This window comes from Bacteroidales bacterium (assembly GCA_041671145.1).
GTDB lineage: Bacteria > Bacteroidota > Bacteroidia > Bacteroidales > JAHJDW01 > JAQUPB01.
Genome location: JBAZBZ010000011.1, coordinates 23,838 through 47,496 on the forward strand (window position 1 = coordinate 23,838; position 23,659 = coordinate 47,496).

The window sequence follows — 23,659 nt, forward strand, 5'->3', positions numbered from 1 at the left end:
TAATTTACCTTACTAATGTTACATTTCCCTTTAATAATTTGGGAGTTGTTGAGCTTATCATTTTTGCCAGAATATAATAACTGTATGTTCCTTCTTCCTGTGGTTTACCTTTATAAGTGCCGTCCCAACCAGTATTTATATCATTTGTTTCGAATACCATTTCGCCCCATCTGTTGAAAATTCTGAACTCCAGTGATTGAATAACTCCGCTGTATAATATTCTGAATTTATCGTTCCGTCCATCTCCATTAGGAGAAAATGCTTCGGGAACTTTTATGAAATCTTCGGAAGAAACATAAATAGTTTTGCGTATTGTATCACTGCATCCGGAGCTGTTGAATGTTATAAGTGTAATAGTATATGTTCCGGATGTTTTATAAGTATAAATAGGATTTTTAAGAATCGAAGAATCACCATTACCAAAATACCAAAGCCATCTGTTTCCATAAGAAGATATATTTCTGAAAATAATTGCAGGATTTGTCAAAGAAGGATTTATAGGATTGAAAGTAAAATCGGAAACAGGCCATTTGAATGCATTAATATGAATGATATTATTTTTTGTGCAAATATTATTGGCATATATTACATTCAAATTTACCATATAAGAACCTTGATTTATAAAAGTGTGAGTTGTAATATTGCCTGTGCCGTTGTGTCCATCGCCGAAGTTCCACAGCCATGAGTTAACATATACTGATGTGTCGGAATTGTTTCCCGAAAATGTTAAACTAAAAGGAATACAGCCGGCAGTATCTTCGGGAGACAAAATAATAACGGGAGCTTTGTTAACTTTTATTGTTTTTGTTATGGTTGATAAACAACCGATGTCGCTTAATGCGTAAAGAGAAATGTTATATTTACCCTGATTGCTGAATGAGTGAGTGGGTGATACGACAATGCTTGTATTTCCGTCTCCAAAATTCCATGTATATGAATCGGGAAAAATATGTGTTGTTGTATTTATTAGAGCCATATTTCCAGTGTTGCAAAATACAGTATCGTCAAGATTAAAACCGGCAATAATATTTTCGAGATATATTTTTTCTGTTTTCGGAACTATATAAGTGCAACCGAGAGAATCCCGCAATAGTAAACTTGGAGTATATGTTCCGGGTTTTGAATAGAAATGTATTATGCTGTCTTTATTGCTTGATGAAGAACGATAAACAACGCTGCCATCACCAAAATCCCAAAAATAATCAATGGTGTTTTTGGTATTTGCAGCAAACAAAACCGTATCGGGGTTGCAAATTGAATCAGGATTGAAAGACAGATTTCCTACGGGTCCGCCTACCTTTACAAATGTGTTTTTTATCAATGAGTCGGAACATCCTTCATTATTTGAAACAATTAATTTAACATCGAAATTACCAGAAGTAATAAATAGATGAGCTGCATTTTGCTGGTTTGAAAAGTTGCCATCGCCAAAATCCCAGTGCCATTGGTTTACATCGGAAGAAGACAAATCGAAAAAGATTACTGCTAATGGTGGACAATCTGTAGAAACAGGATTTCCGTTGAAGTTTGCAGTTGGCTTTTGTTTCATGAGTATATTACTCATCGTTTTTTTATGACTGCAACCCGATGAATCAGTTACTGTGAGAGAAACAGTATATGTTCCTATTGAGTTGTATTTATGTTTTGGATTTAAAACGCTACTTGTGGTGCCATCACCGAAATTCCATGAGTATGTTAGTTTATAACCCGAAGAAGAATTCATAAAGAATAAAGAATCGCCATAGCAAAGGTTACTGTTTTGTATTGAAAAATTTGCTAAAGGTCTAATGTGTATGAGTTGTTTTTTTATAACAGTATCTTCACATCCAAAGATATTTTTCACATAAAGTGTTACGGAATAATTACCGGAAATTGAATATGAATGAACAGGATTTTGAACTGTATCGAAAGGACTGCCATCGCCAAAGTCCCATCGCCATTTGGTTACCGTATAATCGGAAATTGTAGTATCTGTAAAAAAAACCGGAGCTCCGGGACATGCTGTGGTATTGCTGACTGTAAATCCTCCTTTTATACCTGCTTTGCTAACGATTTTGATAGTGTCTGTTGATACATAAGTACAGACCAGAGTATCATTTTTTAAATCACCACAACACAAATAATAAACGTTTACTTTCAATATGCGTTTTACAATATAAGTTCCGATGTCTTTATAGGTATGAATGGGATTTCTGTATGTGCCTTTAGTTCTCCCGTTGTGATTGCCATCATGGTTATGTTTGGGATAAATAATTGTATCGGTACCCGTAACTCTGTACGGGAAAATTATTTCGTTAATACCGGGAATATAATCCAAGAAATCATAATAAATAGAATATTGAACTTTATCATTAACAAGAGTATCACCATCACCAAATTCCCAGTAATATTGTTTTATTTCACCATAGAAACTTATAGAAGTATCTTTAAAATAAAATGTTATTCCCTGGCAGGTAGTATCTGCAGTGGGGGTAAACCCATTAACAACACTATCAATTACCAGCATATAATCCGGGTTACAATCGCCGCAGCCGCCAGTTTTTGAAGTGAAGTTTCTTGTTATAATGTTAAAACCATAACGTCCGGCTTTAGTAAAATTAATAAATGTAGTATCCAAAGGATTTAAGATGGTATTTATTCCCGTTTGTAAATCTGTCATTTTGAAATCAACTGTAGTATCAGCCCCGATGGAGCAGTCGTAAAAACCTAATTTTACGGGAGGATAGCAGGCAGCCATATCAGTAGTTGAACCTTCAGATGAATCAGGTCTGAGATGACATATTCCCGACCTGGGTTTTACATTCCATATTCTTTTATATATTGTATCATTACAACCGTTAAATCCTGCAACAAAAAAAATAGTATCCAAACCCATTGGTATATGTCCTGTATTGAAAACAGGATTTTGTACTTTAGATGAGTCCATAAGTTTAAGTTTTAAATATGGAATGTATACAAAACTCCAGAACCAATTATTGGTATGGATTGAAGTATCGTTGAATCCTGATAGGTCCCAGGATTGATACCAATTATGAAAGCACAAAGTATCAACAGAAAATACAGAATTGAAACAATTGCCTGCTGGAGTAATTGTAAAATCAATGAAATCGGGCTTGATTCCTGCTTTTATATAATCTGAAATTGCAAGTGTATCATTGCAACCATTAATTGTTTTTATTATTAAAGTAACTGAATATTTTCCGGTATCTGTATAAATATGAGTTGGGGTTGGCAGATTTGATGTTGTCCCGTCACCGAAATTCCATAAACGGAAATTTATAGCTTCAATAGAAATGCTTTTATCTGTGAACTGAACCTGTAACGGAATACAACCTTCAGTAGGAGTGGCTTCAAACTTTGCAATAGTTCTGACTATTGATATAACTTTTGTAATAGTATCAGTGCATCCGAAATTGTTTGTAACGATAAGTTTTACATTGAAGTTTTTGAACTTTACTGAGGAAGCAACAGAATATATATGAACCGGATTTTGAACTACTGAACTATCACCATCACCGAAAACCCAAAAATAACTTGAAATATTCGTGCCTGTGGAAGTATTTATAAAATTTACCTGAAACGGGGATGAACAAGAAATACTGTCAGCAGTGAAATTTGCCTTGGGTGGAATATATACTTTTGTTGTTGTATCCATACATCCATTGCCGATTGTGGATATCAGCGTTATAGTAAAAGGGGTTTTCAAATAATAATCATGAGAAGGGTTTTGTATATTTGAGTTAAACCCATCGCTAAAACTCCAGTTCCACGATGAAGGAGACGGAGTTGATAAATCGTGAAAATTGACAATGAAAAAAGGGGCAACAGTATCGCAGTTGACGTCGTAAATGAAATCTGTTTTATAATTTTTTACAATTAAATCTTTCGGAAATGTATCTCTGCATCCTATGTTATCTGTAACAATCAAGTTGACTTTAAAAGTGTCGGCTGTATTGTAAATATGTGTCGGATTTACCGCAATAGAAATTGTACCATCGCCAAAATTCCATCGGTATGATAGCTTGTCACCGCTTGATGAATCAATAAAAATAACATTTGCCGGAGGTGCGCAGCCAACAATGGAATCGTTAAAATGAGCTTTTGGTTTATGTACTTTTATGTAATTGTTGATAAAGAAAAAATTCTGACAACCGTTAGCATCTTTAACTATAAGATAAACGGTATAATTGCCTGCCGAGTCATAGGTATGTGTTGGGTTTTGTGAAGTTGAATAACTTCCGTCTCCGAAATTCCAGAACCAGCTTGTAATGACACTTGATTGCGGAACTGATGCATCGGTGAAATTAACCTTGAAGGGTGCACAGCCAGCAGTATCTTTTGTATTAAATTTACTTTCAGGCGATGAATATGCTCTGATATAATAAGGTTTTATTAAAGTATCACTTCCGGAAATATTAGATGCTACAAGCTTTACCGTATATGCACCCGGCGTGACATAAAATGATGTCGGATTTTGCAGAATCGAAGTGTTTCCATTACCGAAATCCCAAAACCATGATGTGGGATTGCCTGTCGACAAATCAGTAAACTGAATGATGGCTGGTGTGCATTCAACTGTTTTGTCGGAAGAAAAAATAGCAGTTGGCTGAGCAAAAAGGAATGATGTTATAAATAGAAGAAAAAATGAAAGTATGAGTTTTATTGACTGACTGTACGAACTACTCCGGGCGTTCTTAAAAAAAATATTATGAGCTTTCATATTCATTGTTGTCAATCTGATAAAATAAAACATAAAATATTTTTATCAAATATAGTAAATTTATTGCTTTTTTTAATCTTGATTTTAAGTAATTATGACTCTAAAGTTTATTATACGAAGAAAAGGTATTTTTGTTTGCTTTTACTAACGTGAGTTTGGAATTTTAAAAATGAGAATTAAAAAGATAATTATTTTGTTTTGGAAGATAAGTTGGTTTATTTTGAGGAGTTAGCCACAACTGTGATAATTCAAAGCTGTATTACCCATTAATTTTAATTTCTCTTTTTAATAAGGCACCATAAATATAGTAAAGTTGCCTGAGAAAAATATTTTTTTAACCGGTAGGTTTTTAGCATAGTATTACTAAAATTTCAAAGTTTAGTAAAGCTAATAAAAAAACCCGCAGGAATTTCCTGCAGGTTCTTTGCACTGACAATCGAAACAAGAAGTTTTTCTATTTTACAATCATTATTTTTTCTTGAATTGTATTACTTTCCAAAACAACAGAAAGAGTATAATACCCTGCCGGAAGTGTTGAAACATCAACTATGATATTTTTTGAATTAACTTTTTCATTATATACTTCCCTGCCTGTAATATCTGTAATTTTCAGTTCTCCCTGTATTGACTGACTTAACGAAACTTCTATCCTGTTATTAGAAGGATTTGGGAAAACAGAATTCAGAGAAACTGTATTTTCTCTAATACCTGCTGCTGCATCCACAACTATAAGTTGTTGAATAAAACCTGATTCTCCTCTGTTGGCTTTGGTTGTTTCACATGTAGAACTGCTGCATCCATTGGCATCAGTAATGGTTAAGCATATATTATAATGACCGGGAGTAGCATAAGTATGCGATGGATATTGCAGTGTGGAAGTACTTCCATCACCAAAATCCCAAAGATAGCTGAATGGAGCAGTGCCTGTTACAGAAGGGTAGGCATACCATAATAATGAATTTGTACCACTACTATCTTGCACTAAATATATGTCTGCATTGCAATTATTCTGTCCGTTTCCAATAACAATTGTATTGCAATACGCATCACTGCATACTACATTTTGTTGATTTGAAATTTCAGATACTGTCAGACAAACATTAAATGTGCCGGTAGTTGAATAAATATGGCTCGGATTTTGAATATTTGATGTTGTACCATCACCAAAATCCCATACCCAATTATTTATGTTGCTGCTTGATGATGTACTGTTAAAATAATATGTGTTATTAATATTAACAGAATCCTTATAAGAAATAAATGAAGCAACACAGTTTCCGGTCGGGATGGAATCGTTTCCATTATCATTGCCAACTATCACATTACTGCAATACGTGTCACTGCATATTATATTTTGCAGATTAGAAATTTCAGATACTGTCAGACAAACATTAAATGTGCCGGTAGTTGAATAAATATGGCTCGGATTCTGGATATTTGATGTTGTACCATCACCAAAATCCCATACCCAATTATTTATGTTGCTGCTTGATGATGTACTGTTAAAATAATATGTGTTATTAACAGAATCTTTTTGATAAATAAATGAAGCAATACAAGCGGAGTCATTTCCATTCGGGATGGAGTCATTTCCGCCTTTTAGCGTTTTCATGGAGGTTGAATTAAAATCAACCCTGTTGTTTGCGGTATAACCGCTTGCTATAATTCCTGTAAATATCAGGTTTAACAGCAACTTTAGAATAATCTTTTTCATTTTTTTAAGTTTTTAGTGATTAATGATTTTTAATTTCATCAATAAGACACTAACTTTTAAAAAGGTTGCCTGAGAAAATAAAAAAAGAATTTATTAGAATTTAAAATTCACACCGGCATTTAATCCTGCCGATTTTATTTTTTGATTTATCCCAAATGAATTTTTGAAGATAGAATTAAACGTACAATTGAATGAAGGTTCCGCAACAATACTTATTTTATCATTTAACTTATAACAAAAGCCCAACCTGCATATAAAATTAAAGAAATTGCTTTGGAAAGGGAAATAATTTTTATTAAAATCAACTACTTCTTTTAAATCGGTTGAAATAATTTTGCCTTTTGAAGAAAGATAAAATGCAACTGACGCTCCCATGGTAACCCGCAATGTAAATTTGTTCTTTCCAAATTCGTATCCGATGAGCAAAGGTATTTCAAAATACCTTAATGAGTTTATTGACTTTATGTTTTCATCTTTCGATACAGGTGAGCTAATGTGTTTCCAATTACTATCTAACATTGGTAAATTTTGATTGGTGCTATCATAGCCAATTGTATCAATTTTCAAAAAACTTTTACTTGTATCATAACCTGTGATTTTATTTATTGAAAATTTACTTTTTGTTATATATTCAGAATAGTTAATTCCACTTTTAATAAAAAACTTTTTGATATTATATTTTGCTTCTGCTCCAAAAGAATATGATAATGCTGGTTTTTCATATTCTTTTATTTTATTTATATAATCTTTAAATTCAACAGAAGACAAAGTATTAATTGCACAAAACGGAGAACCATAAATATCAACAGAAAATTTATTTTTACGAACGTAATCTGCAGGTAATGGTGGATTATTCTGAGTGATGCTTGTTGAGTCGGATTTAACATTAGTTAAAGTGTCTTTTTGTGATTTTTTGTTTTCTGCAGGCAAATTATTTTGAGGTTGTTGTTGATTTGAAACTTCATTTGGATTATTCGTCTTTTCATTATTTTCTTTACTTGTTATATTATTTGTGTTTGGAATATTGTTAGTAATAGTATTTGTTTTAATTATCGGTTTTTTATTACTCGTTTTCGTGGAAGCAACATTTTTTTTATTTGTACTGGAATTAGAATTTCTTGACTTGGTTTCATTATTATTTGTTTTATCAATCCCGGCAGTTGATTTAGTTTCTTTAAACATTTTCTTCTTTTCTGTATTGCCTGCAACAAATGGCTTTTCATTTGCCTTTCCTGATTGCTTTTTAATGTTTTTCTCGTTCTTTGTTGTTTTGGATTCAGTATTTATTTCAGCAGATTCTGTTTTTGTTTTTTCTTTTCCCGCTTTTAAATTGCCTGATTTTTCGGCACTTTGCTTTCCTTCATTTCTTTCTATTTCAATATTTTCGGTATTATTACCTTTAGCATTGTTTGAAAAAGTTGCGTTTACAGCTTTTTTCTGAATTGCATCATGATTAGTTTCATTTGATGAATTTTTAATGCTGAAATTTCTTGAAATAAGAACTTTGTTATAAGCAGTATTAACATTTGATTTGGCATTATAGCTAAAATAAGTAGTTGCACAGAAAGAAAATATTATAAGAATATCAACTATCTCAAATAAAAACAAATTTGTGCCATTTAAAAATCCTTTTGTCAAAATCTTTTTAAGGAATAAATCTTTTTTTACTCCTTTCAAAAGCCCGGAACCGGGTTCGACGCGATAGTTTTCCAAACCTCCTTTAAAAAACTTATCTATATTTTCTAAATCATTTTTCATTTTACTATAATATTAGTTAAATGATTTTTATTTTCAAATTTAAAGTACTCATTTACTTTTTTCTTTAAATAATTTCTTGCTTTAAATAATTGCGATTTTGATGTGCTTTCGGTTATTCCAAGCATTTCGGCAATTTCCTTGTGTCCGTATTCTTCAAAAACATAAAGGTTAAATACGGCTCTGTAACCTTCGGGTAAACTCTGAATTATTTCGAGCAACTCTTTTTCACTTAGTATTGCTTCTTCGTAATTTTCTTCTTCCACTTCTAATTTGTCTTCAATTTCATCAATATCCTTATGGAAGAAATGCTTAAGATTATCCCTGTGATAATTCAAAGCTGTATTAACCATTATTTTCTTCATCCATCCTTCGAAAGAACCTTCAAACTTGTAATCTTTTATTTTTAAAAATATTTTCACAAAACCCTCCTGTGCAATATCTTCGGCTTCATCTTTATTTCTCGAATATCTCATGCAAATAACCAGCATAGTTGGTGCATACCTGTCGAAAAGCATGGTTTCAAAACTACGCTTTCCAGCCATACATCCCTCAATTAAAACCTTATCGTCTAACTGTATTCTTTCTGAAATACTCATTAACTTATATTTCTCTTTTTAATAAGACACCATAAATATAGTAAAGTTGCCTGAGAAAAATATTTTTTTAACTGGTAGTGTTTTAGTATGAGACAACCTCTGTCAAATAGGTGCTATGAAATGCAGAAAAACTGCCGATTCGCCAAGCATATTTATAGAATATTCCAAGCGGAAAACCTTATCGTAATATGTTACAAAATCAATACCTATGCCACCGCCGTATATGAATGTATTTGAAAGAGGATTGTTTCGCTTTAATTGCTCATCTGATACATAAGCGGCGTCACCGAATAAATTCACGTATAAAGCATAATGTATAGTATTAAATTTTTCGGTTTTTATGAAATTGAATTTATGAATTCTTGTTGGTAAAAGTGCATATTTAAAGTTCGATTTATATAATGCAAAATGTTGTCCATCCATCACGTAGTATTCAAATGAACGAACAAAGTCGTTTCCATAACCTAATGATTTCTGAATGTAATATGGCTGAAATGATTTATTAGAAATCTTAGCGCTCAAACTGTTTGCAAAATATAACCTTTTACTTATAGTGAAATATTCACAGAACGAAGTATTGATATATGTTATGTAGAGATTATTATCATTTATTATGCCTATTCCGTCTTTTGTCAGACTAATATCAAAATAATAACCACTTAAAGGATATGCTTTCGAATCCCTGCAATCTCTTTTATAAAGATAACTCAGTGATAAGTATTCTCTCTGAGTTTTACCATTATTAATATATTCTTTGCTTAAAACTGATAGTGAATCTGAGATTCTGGTATTATTATAATAAATTTCAAGATTATGTGTGTTGTAAATTCCTTGCCTGTATGAATAAATTATTTCTCCTTCATAATCAATTCTTGCAAAGCGTTGGTGCTCCCTGAAATATACAAGTTTATTACTTGTAGAGGTATAAGGTATTTCGTGAAAGCGTGAATGAGCAAAAGAAACGCTAATGCCGCTTCTCTGATTTTTATTCAAATAAGGAATTTTATACGAAAATCCGTATTCTTCTTCGTAGCCCATTTTTACAAGAAATTTAAGTATTTCTTTTCTTCCCCTGAAATTTTCTCTTACGAGAAAAAGTCCGTAGTTAGTGCGACTCAAATCTTTTTCTTCGAGCCATGTATTAAAGTTTCTGTCGGCAATTTCAAACAGGGGATACGGCCATGTGTACCATCTCTCAATAACATTTATTCTAAGTGTTACTTTTTTGTTTTCTTTAATATTATAATCAATGTTTACAAAATTGAACAATGATGTATTTAAAAGGTTTTCCCTGCTCGTCTTTATGTATTTGCCGAACATTATTTTCCCGACAGTATCATTTTCTTTATACTGAAGCTCGCGCAATATTATATGCCTTCTTGTGATATTGTTGCCGGTAATGATTATACTATCTATTATATAATATTCATCTGTAGATTTATCGGGAAAAATTTTCCCTGTAGCATTATTTAGAGCAATATCCTGCGATTTTAAAAAAAAAGTAAAAAACAAAAAAAATACAATGATAAATATTGGAATTATTCTTTTCAAGCGGATTTATCCTTATTAATTCATCAACTTTTTTATTTTTAGATACGAGCTGCAAGCTTCGAGCCAAGAGAAAGAAAGAAAATAACAACAAATAAAGAATCTTTTAATTTTTTAATCTTTCAATCTTTTATTTTTTTTAAATATTTAAGTAATTCATAAAAGAATCATATCTTTCTTTTAAATCATCATAAAAATTATCTTCACCGAAAGATGCTTTTATAACATAATCGTATCGCGTAAATGTCTTTAAAATGGGAGTTATATCGGTTCTGTTAACTTTAAGAGTAACATCAATTTTTGTAGAATCGGGATGTGCTGTTACGAACATATTCAGAATTTTTGCATCATTGGATTCCACAATCTGCGAAATCTGTGCAAGTGTATAGTCGTTGCTGTTTAACTCAAGGATTATTATTCCACCGGGATTTTGAATTGCAGTGAATTCGGCGAATTTTATTAAAAGAGTTTTTAAAGTTATTGCTCCCAGATAATTATTTTTATCGTCGAGCACCGGAATTAATGATAATTGTAGGAACGACATTAATTTTAAAACATCAAGTATATGCTGACTTCTCAATACATAAGGTTTGGTTAATGAAAGTGAATGATTTCCGAGTGGTTCATCTGGCTCGTTGATATCCAGAATATCATTTTCGGAAATCAATCCGAGAAACTGTTCATTATTAACAATAGGAAGATGTGTAACTTTATATTCCTCCATCATAGTTAATGCTTTGTTGGCATTATCCGATGTTTTCAGTGAAGGGATTGAATATGATATTAATTCTTCTGCAATCATAAAAATAAATCCGTATTAAGTTTTTATTTGTGCTGCAAGCCAAGAGCTACGAGCTACAAGCCAGATATTTTAATCTTTTAATCTTTATTTTTTTTATCTTTTTAAATAATATATTACACAAACATACATTTTTTTTTAGTTTTGTAATTAATTTTATTAAAAAAGATGACAAAGTTAAGTATCAACATAAATAAAATAGCAACACTCCGAAATGCAAGAGGAGGAAATCTGCCAGATGTTATTAAGGTTGCTATTGACTGCGAAAGATTCGGTGCCGATGGAATTACCGTTCACCCGCGTCCCGATGAGAGGCACATTAAATATAAAGATGTTTATGATTTGAAAGATGTGTTAAAAACCGAATTCAATATTGAAGGATATCCATCAGAAAAATTCATAAAGCTTGTTTGCAATGTTAAACCTGCTCAGGTTACTTTAGTTCCCGACCCTCCCGATGCCATCACTTCAAACGCAGGATGGAATACAAAATTGAATAAAAAATTTCTATCAGATATTATTGAGAAATTTAAAAATGAAAATATAAGAGTTTCAATATTCATTGACCCTATTGTGGAAATGCTCGAAAATGCTGTGGAAACCGGTACCGACAGAATTGAATTATATACCGAAGCTTTTGCAAAAGATTTTTATTCCAATAGGGAAAAAGCAATAAAGCCATATATAGAAGCTGCAAAATATGCCAACGAACTCGGATTCGGAATTAACGCAGGACATGATTTGAATATCGACAATCTGAATTATTTCGCAAAAAATATCCCATCTCTCCTCGAAGTTTCCATAGGTCATGCTTTAATCTCCGATGCTATTTATTTTGGATTGGAAAATACAATTAAAATGTATTTGAATAGTTTAAAGTTTAAGGTCTAAAGTTTAAAGTTTTGCGAAATTTCGCATTTGTCAATATTTCTTGGCAGTTTGCAGTTGAATATTTTTTTAAGTTTCTCGCAGAGCCGCAAAGTTTTTCTTTGTTTGACTTTTGACCCGTTAGGCAATTGTTAATGTTGAATGACCAATAACTTTAAACTTTAGACCTCAAACTTTAAACTCTCTTCATTTTCGAACAACTATTTTTTTTACAAACTTTTTAGTATCACTTTTAATTTCCATGAAGTATATACCATCAGCAATGCTTTTGAGGTCAATGGAATTAGTTTGTATTTTATTGACAAGAATTTTATCCGAATATATTATTTCGCCGGTAAGATTATAAATTTTAATATTTACCGTTTCAACATTTTTAAACAAAAAATCCATAGTGAATTCGCCGTTGTTGGGATTTGAATAAATTGCAACTTCGCTTGTATCGCTGCTATACCTGACGCACCCGATAACAGTTTCACCCATTCTGGAACATCCATTTGCATCAGTTACGGTAACAGAATAATCTCCGCAATGTAGATTAACCGCAACCATATTGGTTTGCATCGGTTTCGTATTCCATGAATATGTGTATGGCAATGTTCCTTCATTCACATTGACCAACAAAGACCCATCATCGCAAGTCAGACAAAGAGATTTTTTTATATTGAAATCTGTAATTTTGGGCACGGAATTCACGGTAATAATGGAGTTTCCTGTAACTTGATTTAAAGCAGCATCTGTAATTGTAACCGAATATGTAGCAGTAGTATCAGGAGTTACAGTAATTGTGGATGTGGTTTGAGTGTTGCTCCATGAGTAGCTGTAATAATTCGCACCGCAAATCGCATTTGCAGTTATAGTTGACGTTTCTCCCCTGCAAATAGTATCTTTTGCACTAAAATTAACAGACATTACATTGCAAACAAAAAATTCTCCGATATATGGAACATAATTATATGCAGTACAGCAAACTCTAAATGTATCGCCAAGATTTAACACGGGAAGGGTGAAGGATACGCTTCCACTTGATATTGTTCCTGTTCCGATAATGTCATAATTATCTTTTCTGGTCAAAGCAACACTTGCACCTTCAATAGGGCAATTAACATCAAAAGATAATGTTCCGGGTAATATGCTTGGGAAATGGTTTGCTGTAAGTACTTTCGGAGTATCAGTTCTGAGCATCAATGATGGGTCGCCGAAAATTGTCCATGTGTCTGCCATTAATGTATCGGAATAAGCATCAAGCATTTTGTTTATGCCGTTAAAGGAAATTCCACCGAAAGTATGTTTTATATTGCCTGAATATGACTCGGTAAGAATATTATTCATTTCATCTTGTCCTGCCATTGGCGGGTCCCATGATTGATTAACAGTTGACATTAATGCAGCTACAGCTCCTTTCGGATTTCCTGAAATATCAACTGCTCTTAGCCATGCTTCGGCAAAGCATGTCTTTCCGTCGAAATCGCCATTTATACAGGCAACAGAAAAAATAAAAGGCAGACAACTTATATTATTCAAGGTACTATTAATATAAGAATTACTGAATCCCGAAGTGGTCCATGCATAGGTTGAGCCATGCCCCGTATAATTTATAATTCCTGCTCCATTATTAATTTCCGAAGCGACCATTGATGCTGATGGATTGTTGGCAGCATCCTGCTCGTCATGGCTTCCATCGAACAGTTCGGCACAATAATGATATTTGTAATTTATTAGTATATTTCTGATAGCACGTTCATGTTGCCAGTCGTATTCACTATTATCGCCAGGACCTTGGTCGGAACCAATGCATAACCCTTTTCCGAAATCACCTGTAATTACCGGATTTTTTTCATACTCCAGAAATCTTCTCACCTGTGTTTGCACATGCGAAATATTTTCTGCTGATATACGTCCTACAAGTATTTCAGAATAATGGTCGTTTCCTGTAATGTAGCCATATATATTGTCAGAAGTATTTCCCGAATTGTCGTTTGAAGGAATCTGAGCAGCATCGCCCACAAGAACAAGAAAAGCTAGTCCTTTGGTATTATAATAATTAGCAACAAATGTTTTAATATCCGATGAAGTGTTTCCAATGGAATCAATATTTACTATTTCACAGGAAATTCCTTCGGTTTTTTTCCAGTTGACGAAAGGTTGCATTTCAGCCATAAACTGTCCGTAGCAAATTACAAGCATATTTCCCTTTTCAGTAACCGGAGTATATTTTAAGGAGTTGTAATTCAGAAAATGTCTTGAATATAAATTGTTAAATTCCTCAACAATTTTATTTGTATTTTTTGTTTTGTGAAATTGATTTTTTCCGTTTTTACTTTTTGATGAAATTTGAATTGTTAAATCAAGATATACACGCAGGATTTTTGTAACCGGATTATACCGAAAAGGATAAATAACAATTGTTTGACCGCGGTAATCCCTTAGAATATAGGGTTCTTTCAAATCAACAAGTTTTGCAGGAAAAAATTCATTTTTCGAATATTGTTCTCCGTATTTATAAGGAACATCGTCAGGATTGACATTGCGAAGAAGATTTCCTTTTGAGGGAGCTATCAAAATGTTAGGATAATCTTTATATTTTGAAGAGATGACTTCCGCCCGCATTTCATCCATATCAGGAATAAGAATTGATGAAGTAAACTTAACTAAATCGGGTGCACCGGCAATAAGTATGGAGGTTGCGTTTTCGGTATTAATAGAATATTCGGTTCTATTGTTTACTTTTCTTTCAACAAATGTAAAATCATCAAGCGAATAATTTATAATAGTCGTTGTTAAGTTTGATGATACTAATTCTATTTTTCCGGAATTTGCTTTTTTGGAGTTCGAATACTTAATGCAAAAAGAAATATTTGCATTAAGTAATAATGCAATTACAATAAAAAATATTTTTATAATCTTTCTGTCAAACACTTTATTTGAGAATTAAAAAAAATTAAATACATCCTTTATTTTCCGAAGCCAATTTATTAATAGTTTCGGGAGGTAATTTTGTTTTTGCAATATTAAAAACTTCCTTTTTCTGTTGGCAAGTAACGCTTTTAAGCAAATTCATTATGTTTTCATTGTTCAAACTGTTCATAGCAGCAAATCTTATGCCATCCTCTTTATCATTTTTTGCTATGTCAAACAATAATTTCTGGTCGGTTATTTTTTCAGCAGCAGCTTTTCTTGCTTCGGGAAATTCACAGTCCTTGACAATGCTGTAAAGTAAACTGTTGTCGCTTATTTTTTCAATAGCAAATTTTCGTATTTCAGTAAAGTGTGATTTTCGTGCAATATCGGTAAGCACGTTCTGGTCGTTAATTCTTTTCACTGCCGCTCTCACGGCTTCCATGTCTTCATCGTGCTTTGCAATATATACCAATGTATTTAGGTCGTTTATTTTTCCAATTGCCACTCTGCGTACATCGATATAAGAAGAATTTTTGGCAATGTCAATTAATAATGCTTCTTCGGTTATTCGCGACATAGCCGTTCTTCTGATGTTTTTAATGACAGTATTCATTACAATATCGGCAAGTGCTTTCTGACTTTGTATTTTATGAATTGCACCAATGCGAACTTCATTATTGAGTGTATCGTTTGATGCTGTTTTTATTAATTCTTCCTGACTCTGACAAAAAGAATTTGCAAACGAAAACAGCGATATTACCATTAAAAAAGCAATTCTTTTGAATTTCATAATAGCTTTAAGTTTAGGATAAATAAATTCAAATATAGCATTTTTTTACATAAAATAAAAAAGCACCCAATAAATTATTTTGAATGCTTTTTTAATGAAAAAATATTTTTTATTCTTCAACAATATTAACCCATCCGTATTTATCGGGTTCTTCGCCATATTGGATGGCTCTTAATTTATTATAAAGTTTCGTGGAAATTGCACCTGCTTTTCCATCTTTGCAATATAGATATTCTTTCTTTGTTTCTCTGTCAATTATTTTTTTGATTGGAGTTATAACGGCAGCTGTGCCACATGCTCCAACTTCATCAAATTCGCTTAATTCTTCGAGGGGAATTTTTCTTCTTTCAACTTCCAGTCCCATGTCTTTTGCGAGTTCAATCAAACTCATGTTGGTAATTGAAGGAAGTACTGATGTTGATTCGGGTGTTATGTATTTCTTGCCTTTTATAGCGAAAAAATTAGCAGGACCTGCTTCATCAATGTATTTTTTTTCTTTAGCATCCAGATATAAAACGGTTGAGAATCCTTCGTCATGTGCTCTGCCGAGAGATTTTAAACTTGCTGCATAATTTCCTCCTACTTTTATATTGCCTGTTCCAAGTGGTGCGGCTCTATCAAAATCTTTAACAATCTGTATGTTCACAGGGTTAAAACCTTCTTTAAAATAAGGACCAACAGGAGAAACAAAAACCAAAAATAAATATTCAATTGCCGGCTTAACGCCAACCTGTGCACCGGTGCCAATAAGCAAAGGACGAATGTATAAAGAAGCACCAGATTCCATCGGTGGAACATATTTTGTGTTTGATTTTATAGCAGTAATGACAGCTTTTTTAAATAACTCTTTGGGAACTTCAGCCATCATAATGCCTTTCGCCGAATTTGCCATTCGCTTCCAATTTTCTTCCCATCTGAAAATTCTTATTTTGCCATCCTTTCCCCTGAATGCCTTTAATCCTTCAAATGCTTCCTGTCCATAATGAAGACACGTTGCAGCCATGTGTATGTTTATGTTTTCCGAATCGGTGGTTTCAAGTTCGCCCCATTTCCCATTTCTGAAATAACTGCGAACATTATAATCGGTTTTAAAATAACCGAACGAAAGTTTTCCCCAATCAATATTGTTTGCCATGTTTTATGTTTTTTTAATTATTTTTTATTTAATTTTTCTTTATTTGACATCCATGTTTTAAACTTTGTGAACTTTGCAAAAACCTTTGTGTTCTTTGTAGTTTTACAAAAAGACAACTACAAAGTTCACAAAAAAAATTATACAAAGAATACAGAGAACTATAATTAATTATATTATTTTAGTACATAATAATAATGTTATAAAATTAAATAAAATATTTTTTTCAATCAAAATATTTTAAAAGAATAATTATAAAGTAAGTAAAAACACTACTTGTGGCTAATGATTTTACTTAACCTGTATTACTCTGATTTAAGCAAAAGATTTTATTTTGTTAAAAATGCTTTCGGGGTCGAGTTTGCATTCTTTCTGGAGTTCTTCAATAGTTCCCTGCTCAATAAAATAATCGGGAATTCCTAATTTAAGAATATCACCTTTATATTTTTTTTCGTTAGCATAATCAAGTACAACACTTCCAAACCCTCCTTTAATAATGCCATCTTCGATTGTAACAATTTTTTTATAATTTGATAAAACATGATTTAATATTTCTTCATCAACAGGTTTCACAAAACGCATATCAAAATGAGCAATATTAAGTTCCTCGCTTTTCAGTCGTTCGTAAATTTTTGAAATATTGTTTCCAATGTGTCCGATTGAAAGAACGGCAATATCCTTGCCATCACAAATTTTTCTGCCCTTGCCAATAGGGATTTCATTAAAGGATTTCCTCCAGTCGAGCATCATACCTTTTCCTCGCGGATAGCGTATGCTAAATGGTCCATTATTATTAAGCTGTGCAGTGTACATGAGATTGCGTAATTCCTCTTCATTCATAGGTGCAGAAACTATCATGTTGGGAATAGATGTCATGTATGCAATATCGAACAATCCTTGATGTGTTGCTCCATCTTCGCCGACAAGTCCTGCTCTGTCTAAGCAAAAAACAACGTGGAGTTTTTGTATGGCAACATCATGAATTATCTGGTCGTAAGCTCTCTGAATAAATGAAGAGTAAATATTGCAAAACGGAATTAGTCCACGGTTAGCCATACCTGCAGAAAAAGTAACAGCATGCTGTTCCGCAATACCGACATCAAAAACTCTTTCAGGCATTTTATCTTGCATAATATTTAATGAGCTACCGGTAGCCATTGCAGGTGTTACAGCCACTATTGCAGAATTCATTTCAGCAAGTTCAAGAATAGTTTCACCGAAAACATTCTGGTATTTTGGAGGACCCGGTTCTTTAACTGAAGGTACGATTATTTCTCCTGTTTTTTTATCAAAGTATCCTGGTGCATGCCACTTTATCTGGTCTTTTTCGGCTTTTTCAAAACCTTTTCCTTTTAATGTGAGAACATGAAGAATTTTCGGACCCTTAATATCTTTTAAATCATCGAGAATTTTAACCAATCTAACAACATCGTGTCCGTCAACAGGCCCAAAGTAACGAAGATTTAATGATTCGAATAAATTACTTTGTTTCAGAAGCGATGATTTCAAGCCCCTTCCGAGTTTTTGTAGAACCGAACGAAAGAAAATTCCAATATTTCTGTATGCACTTAATAAATTCCAAACATTTGTTTTAACTCTGTTGTAGGCATGTGATATTGTGATGTCGGTTAAATATTCTTTTAATGCACCTACATTCTGGTCAATTGCCATCTGGTTATCATTAAGAATTATCAGTATGTTTGCGTTTTCAACTCCGGCGTGGTTTAACGCCTCAAAAGCCATTCCTCCTGTCATCGAACCATCACCTATTACTGCAATATGATTTCTTTCTTTGTCATTGTTATGTCTTGATGCAACTGCCATTCCGAGAATTGCAGAAATTGAAGTTGAAGAATGTCCGGTCCCGAAGCAATCATATTCACTTTCCGACTTGCGTGGAAAACCGCTTATTCCTTTATAAGAGCGGTTTGTATAAAATAAATCCTTGCGTCCCGTCAGTATTTTATGAGCATACGCTTGATGCCCTACATCCCAAACAAGAAGGTCGTTGGGGGTATTGAAAACATAATGTATGGCAACAGTAAGTTCTATAACTCCAAGATTTGCGCCAAGGTGTCCCGGATTCTTTGAAACTGCGTCAATAACGAATTCTCTGAGTTCATCGCATAATTGCGGCAACTCTTCTTCTTTTAGCTTGCGAAGGTCCGCAGGGTACTGTATTTTATCAAGAAGAGGTTTGGGTTTCATCCGGCAAATAAATTTGTGAAATTGTGAAGAAAATCTTGTTAATCTTAAAGTTTCAAACTTTTTATTTTACTTTGTGTTTAAACTTCACTTTAGAAAGTTCATCATTTGCTTTAATAATCTTTATTTTTAAATTTTCCTTATAATCAATAATCTTATTTAAAATTTCTTTATTTCCTGTTGCAAGAATCTGAGCGGCAAGAATACCTGCATTTGCAGCACCATTCAAAGCTACCGTAGCAACCGGAATTCCGGCGGGCATTTGCAGAATCGAAAGAATGGAATCCCATCCATCAATGGAATTAGATGATTTAATGGGTACGCCAATAACCGGAATTGGAGTGCTGGCTGCAATGACACCCGGCAGATGAGCTGCTCCGCCTGCTCCAGCAATTATGACTTTCACGCCTCTTGAATATGCTTTTTTTGCAAACTCCATAACTTTGTCGGGAGTTCTGTGTGCTGAAAGTGCATTGATTTCAAAAGGAATTCCAAATTCATCGAGAACTTTGGCAGCTTCTTCCATAACAGGCAAATCGGAAGTGCTTCCCATAATAATACTAACTTTTGGTTCCATATTTTAAATTTTATGCAAACGTAATTGTTTTTTTAATAATTATCAATTCGTATTCAAATAAAAATTTAATTTCTTTTACTGAATTTATATTTATATTAGCGGAAATAATTGTTGCTGATTAAGCATTTATATTTCGTGAAATGCTCATAACTAAAAAGTTTGTGAACTGTTGTTTTTATTTTTAACGCTAAAACAGAAATTAATCATTAATAACTAAAAAAAATCAAAACCATGCTAAATATTGTATTATTCGGACCTCCGGGTTCAGGAAAAGGAACGCAATCTGAAAAACTAATTGAGAAATACAACCTTGTTCATTTATCAACAGGTGATATTTTGAGAGCTGAAGTTAAAGGAGGAACCACACTCGGTTTAAAAGTAAAAGGAATAATGGAACGCGGAGAACTTGTTTCAGATGAATTAATAATTGAAATTCTTCTCGACAGAGTTTCTAAAAATCAAAATGCAAAAGGTTTTATTTTCGATGGTTTCCCGCGAACAATAATGCAGGCAGAAAAACTCGACCAGAATTTAAACAATAATAATTCTCCTGTTTCAATAACTGTTGCACTCGATGTTCCCGAAGACATACTTATGAAACGATTGCTTCACAGAGCACAACAAACTGGCAGAACCGATGATACAGAAGAAGTAATTAAAAACAGAATTGAAGTTTATAAAAAACAAACATTTCCTTTGCTTGATTATTACAAGAAACAAAATAAACTTTCATTGATTCATGGCGTGGGTAGTATCGATGATATTTTTGTAAACGTTGCTAAAGTGATTGATTCGTTGAAAAAATAAATAGAGTTTTAAAGTTTAATGTCTAAAGTTTAAAATTTTTTACTTTTAAACTAATGGCTAATAACTTAAAAGATTTTATAATAAAAAAATATCGAATTTCGAACATTGAGGAATTGCTGATAAATAAACTTTACATTAAAAATAAAGGTAGTGTTAACCAAATACAGTTCTTTGCCCTTTGTGGTTATCTTTTTTTTAACCACAAAGAACACTAAGGTTTACACAAAGTTCACAAAGTTTAATTTTGCACATGCGGGATATTACCATACCAAATTAATTGTAAATATTATTTTTTAACAAGCCATGAATATTAATTTTAAAGATTTTATAATAAAAAAATATCGAACATCGAATAATGAATATCGAATTTCGAAGTTTTTCTTACTAATGACCAATTAATAGTAGCTTCAAACCCTGAATTACGAACAACTTTAAACTTTAAACATTAAACTTTAAACTACCTAAAATGTCCGAATCTAATTTTATTGATTACGTAAAAATTTTTTGTAAATCGGGAAAAGGCGGAGGTGGTTCCGTTCATTTGCGCCATGAAAAATCAAAACCGAGAGGCGGTCCCGATGGCGGAAATGGCGGCAGAGGCGGGCATGTTATTATTAAAGGCAATAAACAATTGTGGACACTTCTTCATTTAAAATACACAAAACATATTACCGCAAAAGACGGAGGAAAGGGGAGCCATAATTTATGTACAGGCGCTGATGGAAATGATGCCATTATTGAAGTTCCTCTTGGCACAATAATTAAAAACTTCGAAACAAATGAAACGGAACTTGAAATTACTGAAGACGGCGAAACAAAAATTTTTATGTCGGGTGGGAGAGGAGGCATGGGAAATCATTATTTCAGAACAGCAACTCATCAAACTCCAAGATTTGCACAGCCGGGAGAAAAAGGAACTGAAGGATGGAAAATATTTGAATTAAAATTATTGGCTGACGTTGGTCTGGTTGGATTTCCTAATGCAGGGAAATCAACATTGCTGTCTGTATTGTCAGCAGCAAAACCTGAAATTGCCGATTATCCTTTTACTACACTTGTTCCTAATTTGGGAGTGGTTGCCTACCGTGAACACAGGTCATTTGTAATGGCTGATATTCCAGGTATCATAGAGGGGGCAAGCGAAGGGAAAGGACTTGGGTTGCGATTCCTTCGACACATCGAAAGAAATTCTCTGCTTTTATTTATTGTTCCTGCAAATTCGGAAAATATAAAAAAAGAATATGAGGTTTTGTTGAATGAATTAAAAACTTATAATCCCGAACTTCTTGATAAGAAGAGAATACTTGCAATTTCAAAATCGGATTTGATAAATGAAAATGAAATGAAAAAAATTAAAAAAAATATTCCGAAAATTCCATTTGTTTTTATTTCTTCGCATACTGGTTTTGGACTCATGGAATTAAAAGATGTTTTGTGGAAAGAATTGAACAATGAATAATTAACAAATAATAATTAATAATTTGTTGTCAGTTGTTTTATTTTTCTCTGCGTCTCTGCGAGAAACCAAAAAAAATATTTAACCGCAAAGACGCCAAGTCGCCAAGTTGCTTGGCAATTGAGCAATTCAACAATGTTTTTACTAATGACTAATGTCTTATGACTGATGACTAATTTCATCGAAATATTAAACAGCATTGATACCAGAATAACATTATTCCTGAATCAATTTCACAACAGTTTTTTTGACTTTGTTATGTATTGGATTAGCGACAAATTCATTTGGATTCCGTTGTATTTATTCTTATTGTATCTTGTTATTAAAACTGAAAAAAAGAAAACATATCTTGTTTTATTTTTTATTTTAGTTCTAATAATTATAAGCGACCAAACTTCTTGTTTTATTAAAGACATGGTAAAACGAACACGTCCTTGCCACGATGATGGTATTATTTTAAAAATTCATATTGTAAAAAATTATTGTGGAGGCGAATATGGTTTTGTTTCATCGCATGCTTCAAATATTTTTGCAATTTCAATATTCATAATAAAACTTTTGAAACAAAATTTTAAATGGCTTGCTCCTTCTTTAATTATATGGGCAAGCATAGTTTCATTCAGCAGAATTTATCTTGGTGTACATTATTTAGGCGATGTTATTTGTGGTGCGGTTTTCGGAGCTTGTGTGGCTTTGATGGTTTTTAAAATTTATACTATTGTGAAAAATAAAATTTTTAATTAGTTTAATATATTCTGAAGCTCTTCGCATTATAAATTATATTTTTACACAAAAAAAGATTAAAAAAAGAAAACAATCAATAAAATCAAAAACCTTAAAACTAAAAAATCATGAACAGAGCATTATTAGTAGGGATTAACAAATATCCAGGTGCACCGCTAAGCGGATGCGTAAACGACATCACCGACATGGCAAATTTTCTTGTAAAAAATTGCAAATTCAAAATGCAAGAGATTCGATTGCTTACCGATTCGCGTGCAACTGCAAAAGAAATTTTAGCTCGTTTGAAGTGGCTTATAACTGGAGTAAAGAAAGGCGACAGAATTTTATTTCATTACAGCGGACACGGTGCACAGGTTGTCACAAGAGATAAAAAAGGTGAAGTTGACGGGAAAGACGAAGTTATTTGTCCCGTTGATTTTGACTGGACCGATAAACATATGATTAGAGACAAAGATTTTGCAAAGTTGTTTTCTGCGGTTCCTAAAGGAGTTGAATTTGTCTGGATTTCCGATTCATGTCACTCTGGAGACATGAGCAAATATTTTCCAAAAACAAAACAAACAGCCAAAACAATGATGCCTCCTGCTGATATAGAATGGCGATTGCAAACTTTTAATAATCAAACAAAAATACAACCAAATAGTTTACCAAAGGAAGCAAGTAAACTTAATGTTGCTTTAATTTCCGGATGTCAGTCAAATCAGACTTCTGCCGATGCAACATTTAACAACAGACCAAATGGTGCATTAACTTATTTTTTATTGAAAGAACTTCAAAAACCGAATGGTTTATCAGAATCACTTGTTACTGTTGTAAAAAATATTAACAAAGCTTTGGATGCAAATGATTTTAAACAAAATCCGCATCTTGAAGGAAGCAAGGAAATTGAGAAAAAAGGATTTTTGGATTCAAGCAAGGTGAAAGAATTTTATTTGGTTAATTAAAATAACTTTTTTTTCTTTGTGCCCCTTAGTGCTATCTTTTGTGCGACTTTGTGGTTGATTTTTTTTACCACAAAGGCACACAA

The 23,659-nt window shown here is 32.7% G+C and carries 16 protein-coding genes; 5 read left to right on the top strand and 11 right to left on the bottom strand.

Annotated elements, in window-relative coordinates; all coding sequences use genetic code 11:
• Nucleotides 1–4: 4 nt before the first annotated feature.
• From WC223_05735 to WC223_05760, 6 genes are all read right to left on the bottom strand, one after another.
• Complete coding sequence (locus WC223_05735; protein ID MFA6923739.1) at nt 5–4,753, bottom strand: PKD domain-containing protein; 4,749 nt, start codon at nt 4,751–4,753, stop codon at nt 5–7.
• Nucleotides 4,754–5,174: 421 nt separating this feature from the next.
• Nucleotides 5,175–6,434, bottom strand: a complete 1,260-nt coding sequence (locus WC223_05740; protein ID MFA6923740.1) for a PKD domain-containing protein — start codon at nt 6,432–6,434, stop codon at nt 5,175–5,177.
• 93 nt (nt 6,435–6,527) lie between these two features.
• Nucleotides 6,528–8,192, bottom strand: a complete 1,665-nt coding sequence (locus tag WC223_05745; GenBank protein ID MFA6923741.1) for a hypothetical protein — start codon at nt 8,190–8,192, stop codon at nt 6,528–6,530.
• Nucleotides 8,189–8,788, bottom strand: coding sequence for an RNA polymerase sigma factor (locus WC223_05750; protein ID MFA6923742.1), 600 nt, complete (start codon nt 8,786–8,788; stop codon nt 8,189–8,191). The genes WC223_05745 and WC223_05750 overlap by 4 nt, the downstream gene beginning before the upstream one ends.
• Nucleotides 8,789–8,890: 102 nt before the next feature.
• Entirely contained in the window at nt 8,891–10,339 is a 1,449-nt protein-coding gene (locus tag WC223_05755) for a BamA/TamA family outer membrane protein (GenBank protein MFA6923743.1), read from the bottom strand.
• A 136-nt stretch (nt 10,340–10,475) separates the two neighbouring features.
• Nucleotides 10,476–11,138 (bottom strand): CBS domain-containing protein, encoded by a 663-nt coding sequence (locus WC223_05760; protein ID MFA6923744.1) that lies wholly within the window; start codon nt 11,136–11,138, stop codon nt 10,476–10,478.
• Between the two features lie 165 nt (nt 11,139–11,303).
• Here WC223_05760 and WC223_05765 point away from each other — a divergent pair, with 165 nt between their 5' ends.
• Nucleotides 11,304–12,026, top strand: a complete 723-nt coding sequence (locus tag WC223_05765) for a pyridoxine 5'-phosphate synthase (GenBank protein ID MFA6923745.1) — start codon at nt 11,304–11,306, stop codon at nt 12,024–12,026.
• 183 nt (nt 12,027–12,209) lie between these two features.
• Here the strand turns inward: WC223_05765 and WC223_05770 are convergent, their stop codons facing one another.
• From WC223_05770 to purE, 5 genes are all read right to left on the bottom strand, one after another.
• On the bottom strand, nt 12,210–14,939 hold the full coding sequence (locus WC223_05770) for a C25 family cysteine peptidase (GenBank protein ID MFA6923746.1): 2,730 nt from the start codon (nt 14,937–14,939) through the stop codon (nt 12,210–12,212).
• Between the two features lie 22 nt (nt 14,940–14,961).
• Nucleotides 14,962–15,711, bottom strand: a complete 750-nt coding sequence (locus WC223_05775) for a hypothetical protein (protein ID MFA6923747.1) — start codon at nt 15,709–15,711, stop codon at nt 14,962–14,964.
• Between the two features lie 109 nt (nt 15,712–15,820).
• Nucleotides 15,821–16,846, bottom strand: coding sequence for a branched-chain amino acid aminotransferase (locus tag WC223_05780; protein MFA6923748.1), 1,026 nt, complete (start codon nt 16,844–16,846; stop codon nt 15,821–15,823).
• Nucleotides 16,847–17,158: 312 nt separating this feature from the next.
• Nucleotides 17,159–19,060 (bottom strand): 1-deoxy-D-xylulose-5-phosphate synthase, encoded by a 1,902-nt coding sequence (gene dxs, locus WC223_05785; GenBank protein MFA6923749.1) that lies wholly within the window; start codon nt 19,058–19,060, stop codon nt 17,159–17,161.
• A 52-nt stretch (nt 19,061–19,112) separates the two neighbouring features.
• Nucleotides 19,113–19,625, bottom strand: coding sequence for a 5-(carboxyamino)imidazole ribonucleotide mutase (purE, locus tag WC223_05790; GenBank protein MFA6923750.1), 513 nt, complete (start codon nt 19,623–19,625; stop codon nt 19,113–19,115).
• Nucleotides 19,626–19,856: 231 nt separating this feature from the next.
• Between purE and WC223_05795 the strand changes: the two genes are divergently transcribed.
• The 4 genes from WC223_05795 (at nt 19,857) to WC223_05810 (ending at nt 23,576) form a co-directional block, all read left to right on the top strand.
• Nucleotides 19,857–20,432 carry an adenylate kinase gene (locus WC223_05795; protein MFA6923751.1) on the top strand — a complete coding sequence of 192 codons (576 nt, stop codon included), beginning with the start codon at nt 19,857–19,859 and terminating at the stop codon, nt 20,430–20,432.
• Nucleotides 20,433–20,898: 466 nt separating this feature from the next.
• Entirely contained in the window at nt 20,899–21,891 is a 993-nt protein-coding gene (gene obgE, locus WC223_05800; GenBank protein MFA6923752.1) for a GTPase ObgE, read from the top strand.
• A 165-nt stretch (nt 21,892–22,056) separates the two neighbouring features.
• Nucleotides 22,057–22,632: a phosphatase PAP2 family protein gene (locus tag WC223_05805; GenBank protein ID MFA6923753.1), complete on the top strand. Its 576-nt coding sequence runs from the start codon at nt 22,057–22,059 to the stop codon at nt 22,630–22,632.
• Nucleotides 22,633–22,739: 107 nt separating this feature from the next.
• Nucleotides 22,740–23,576, top strand: a complete 837-nt coding sequence (locus tag WC223_05810; protein MFA6923754.1) for a caspase family protein — start codon at nt 22,740–22,742, stop codon at nt 23,574–23,576.
• Nucleotides 23,577–23,659: the final 83 nt, after the last annotated feature.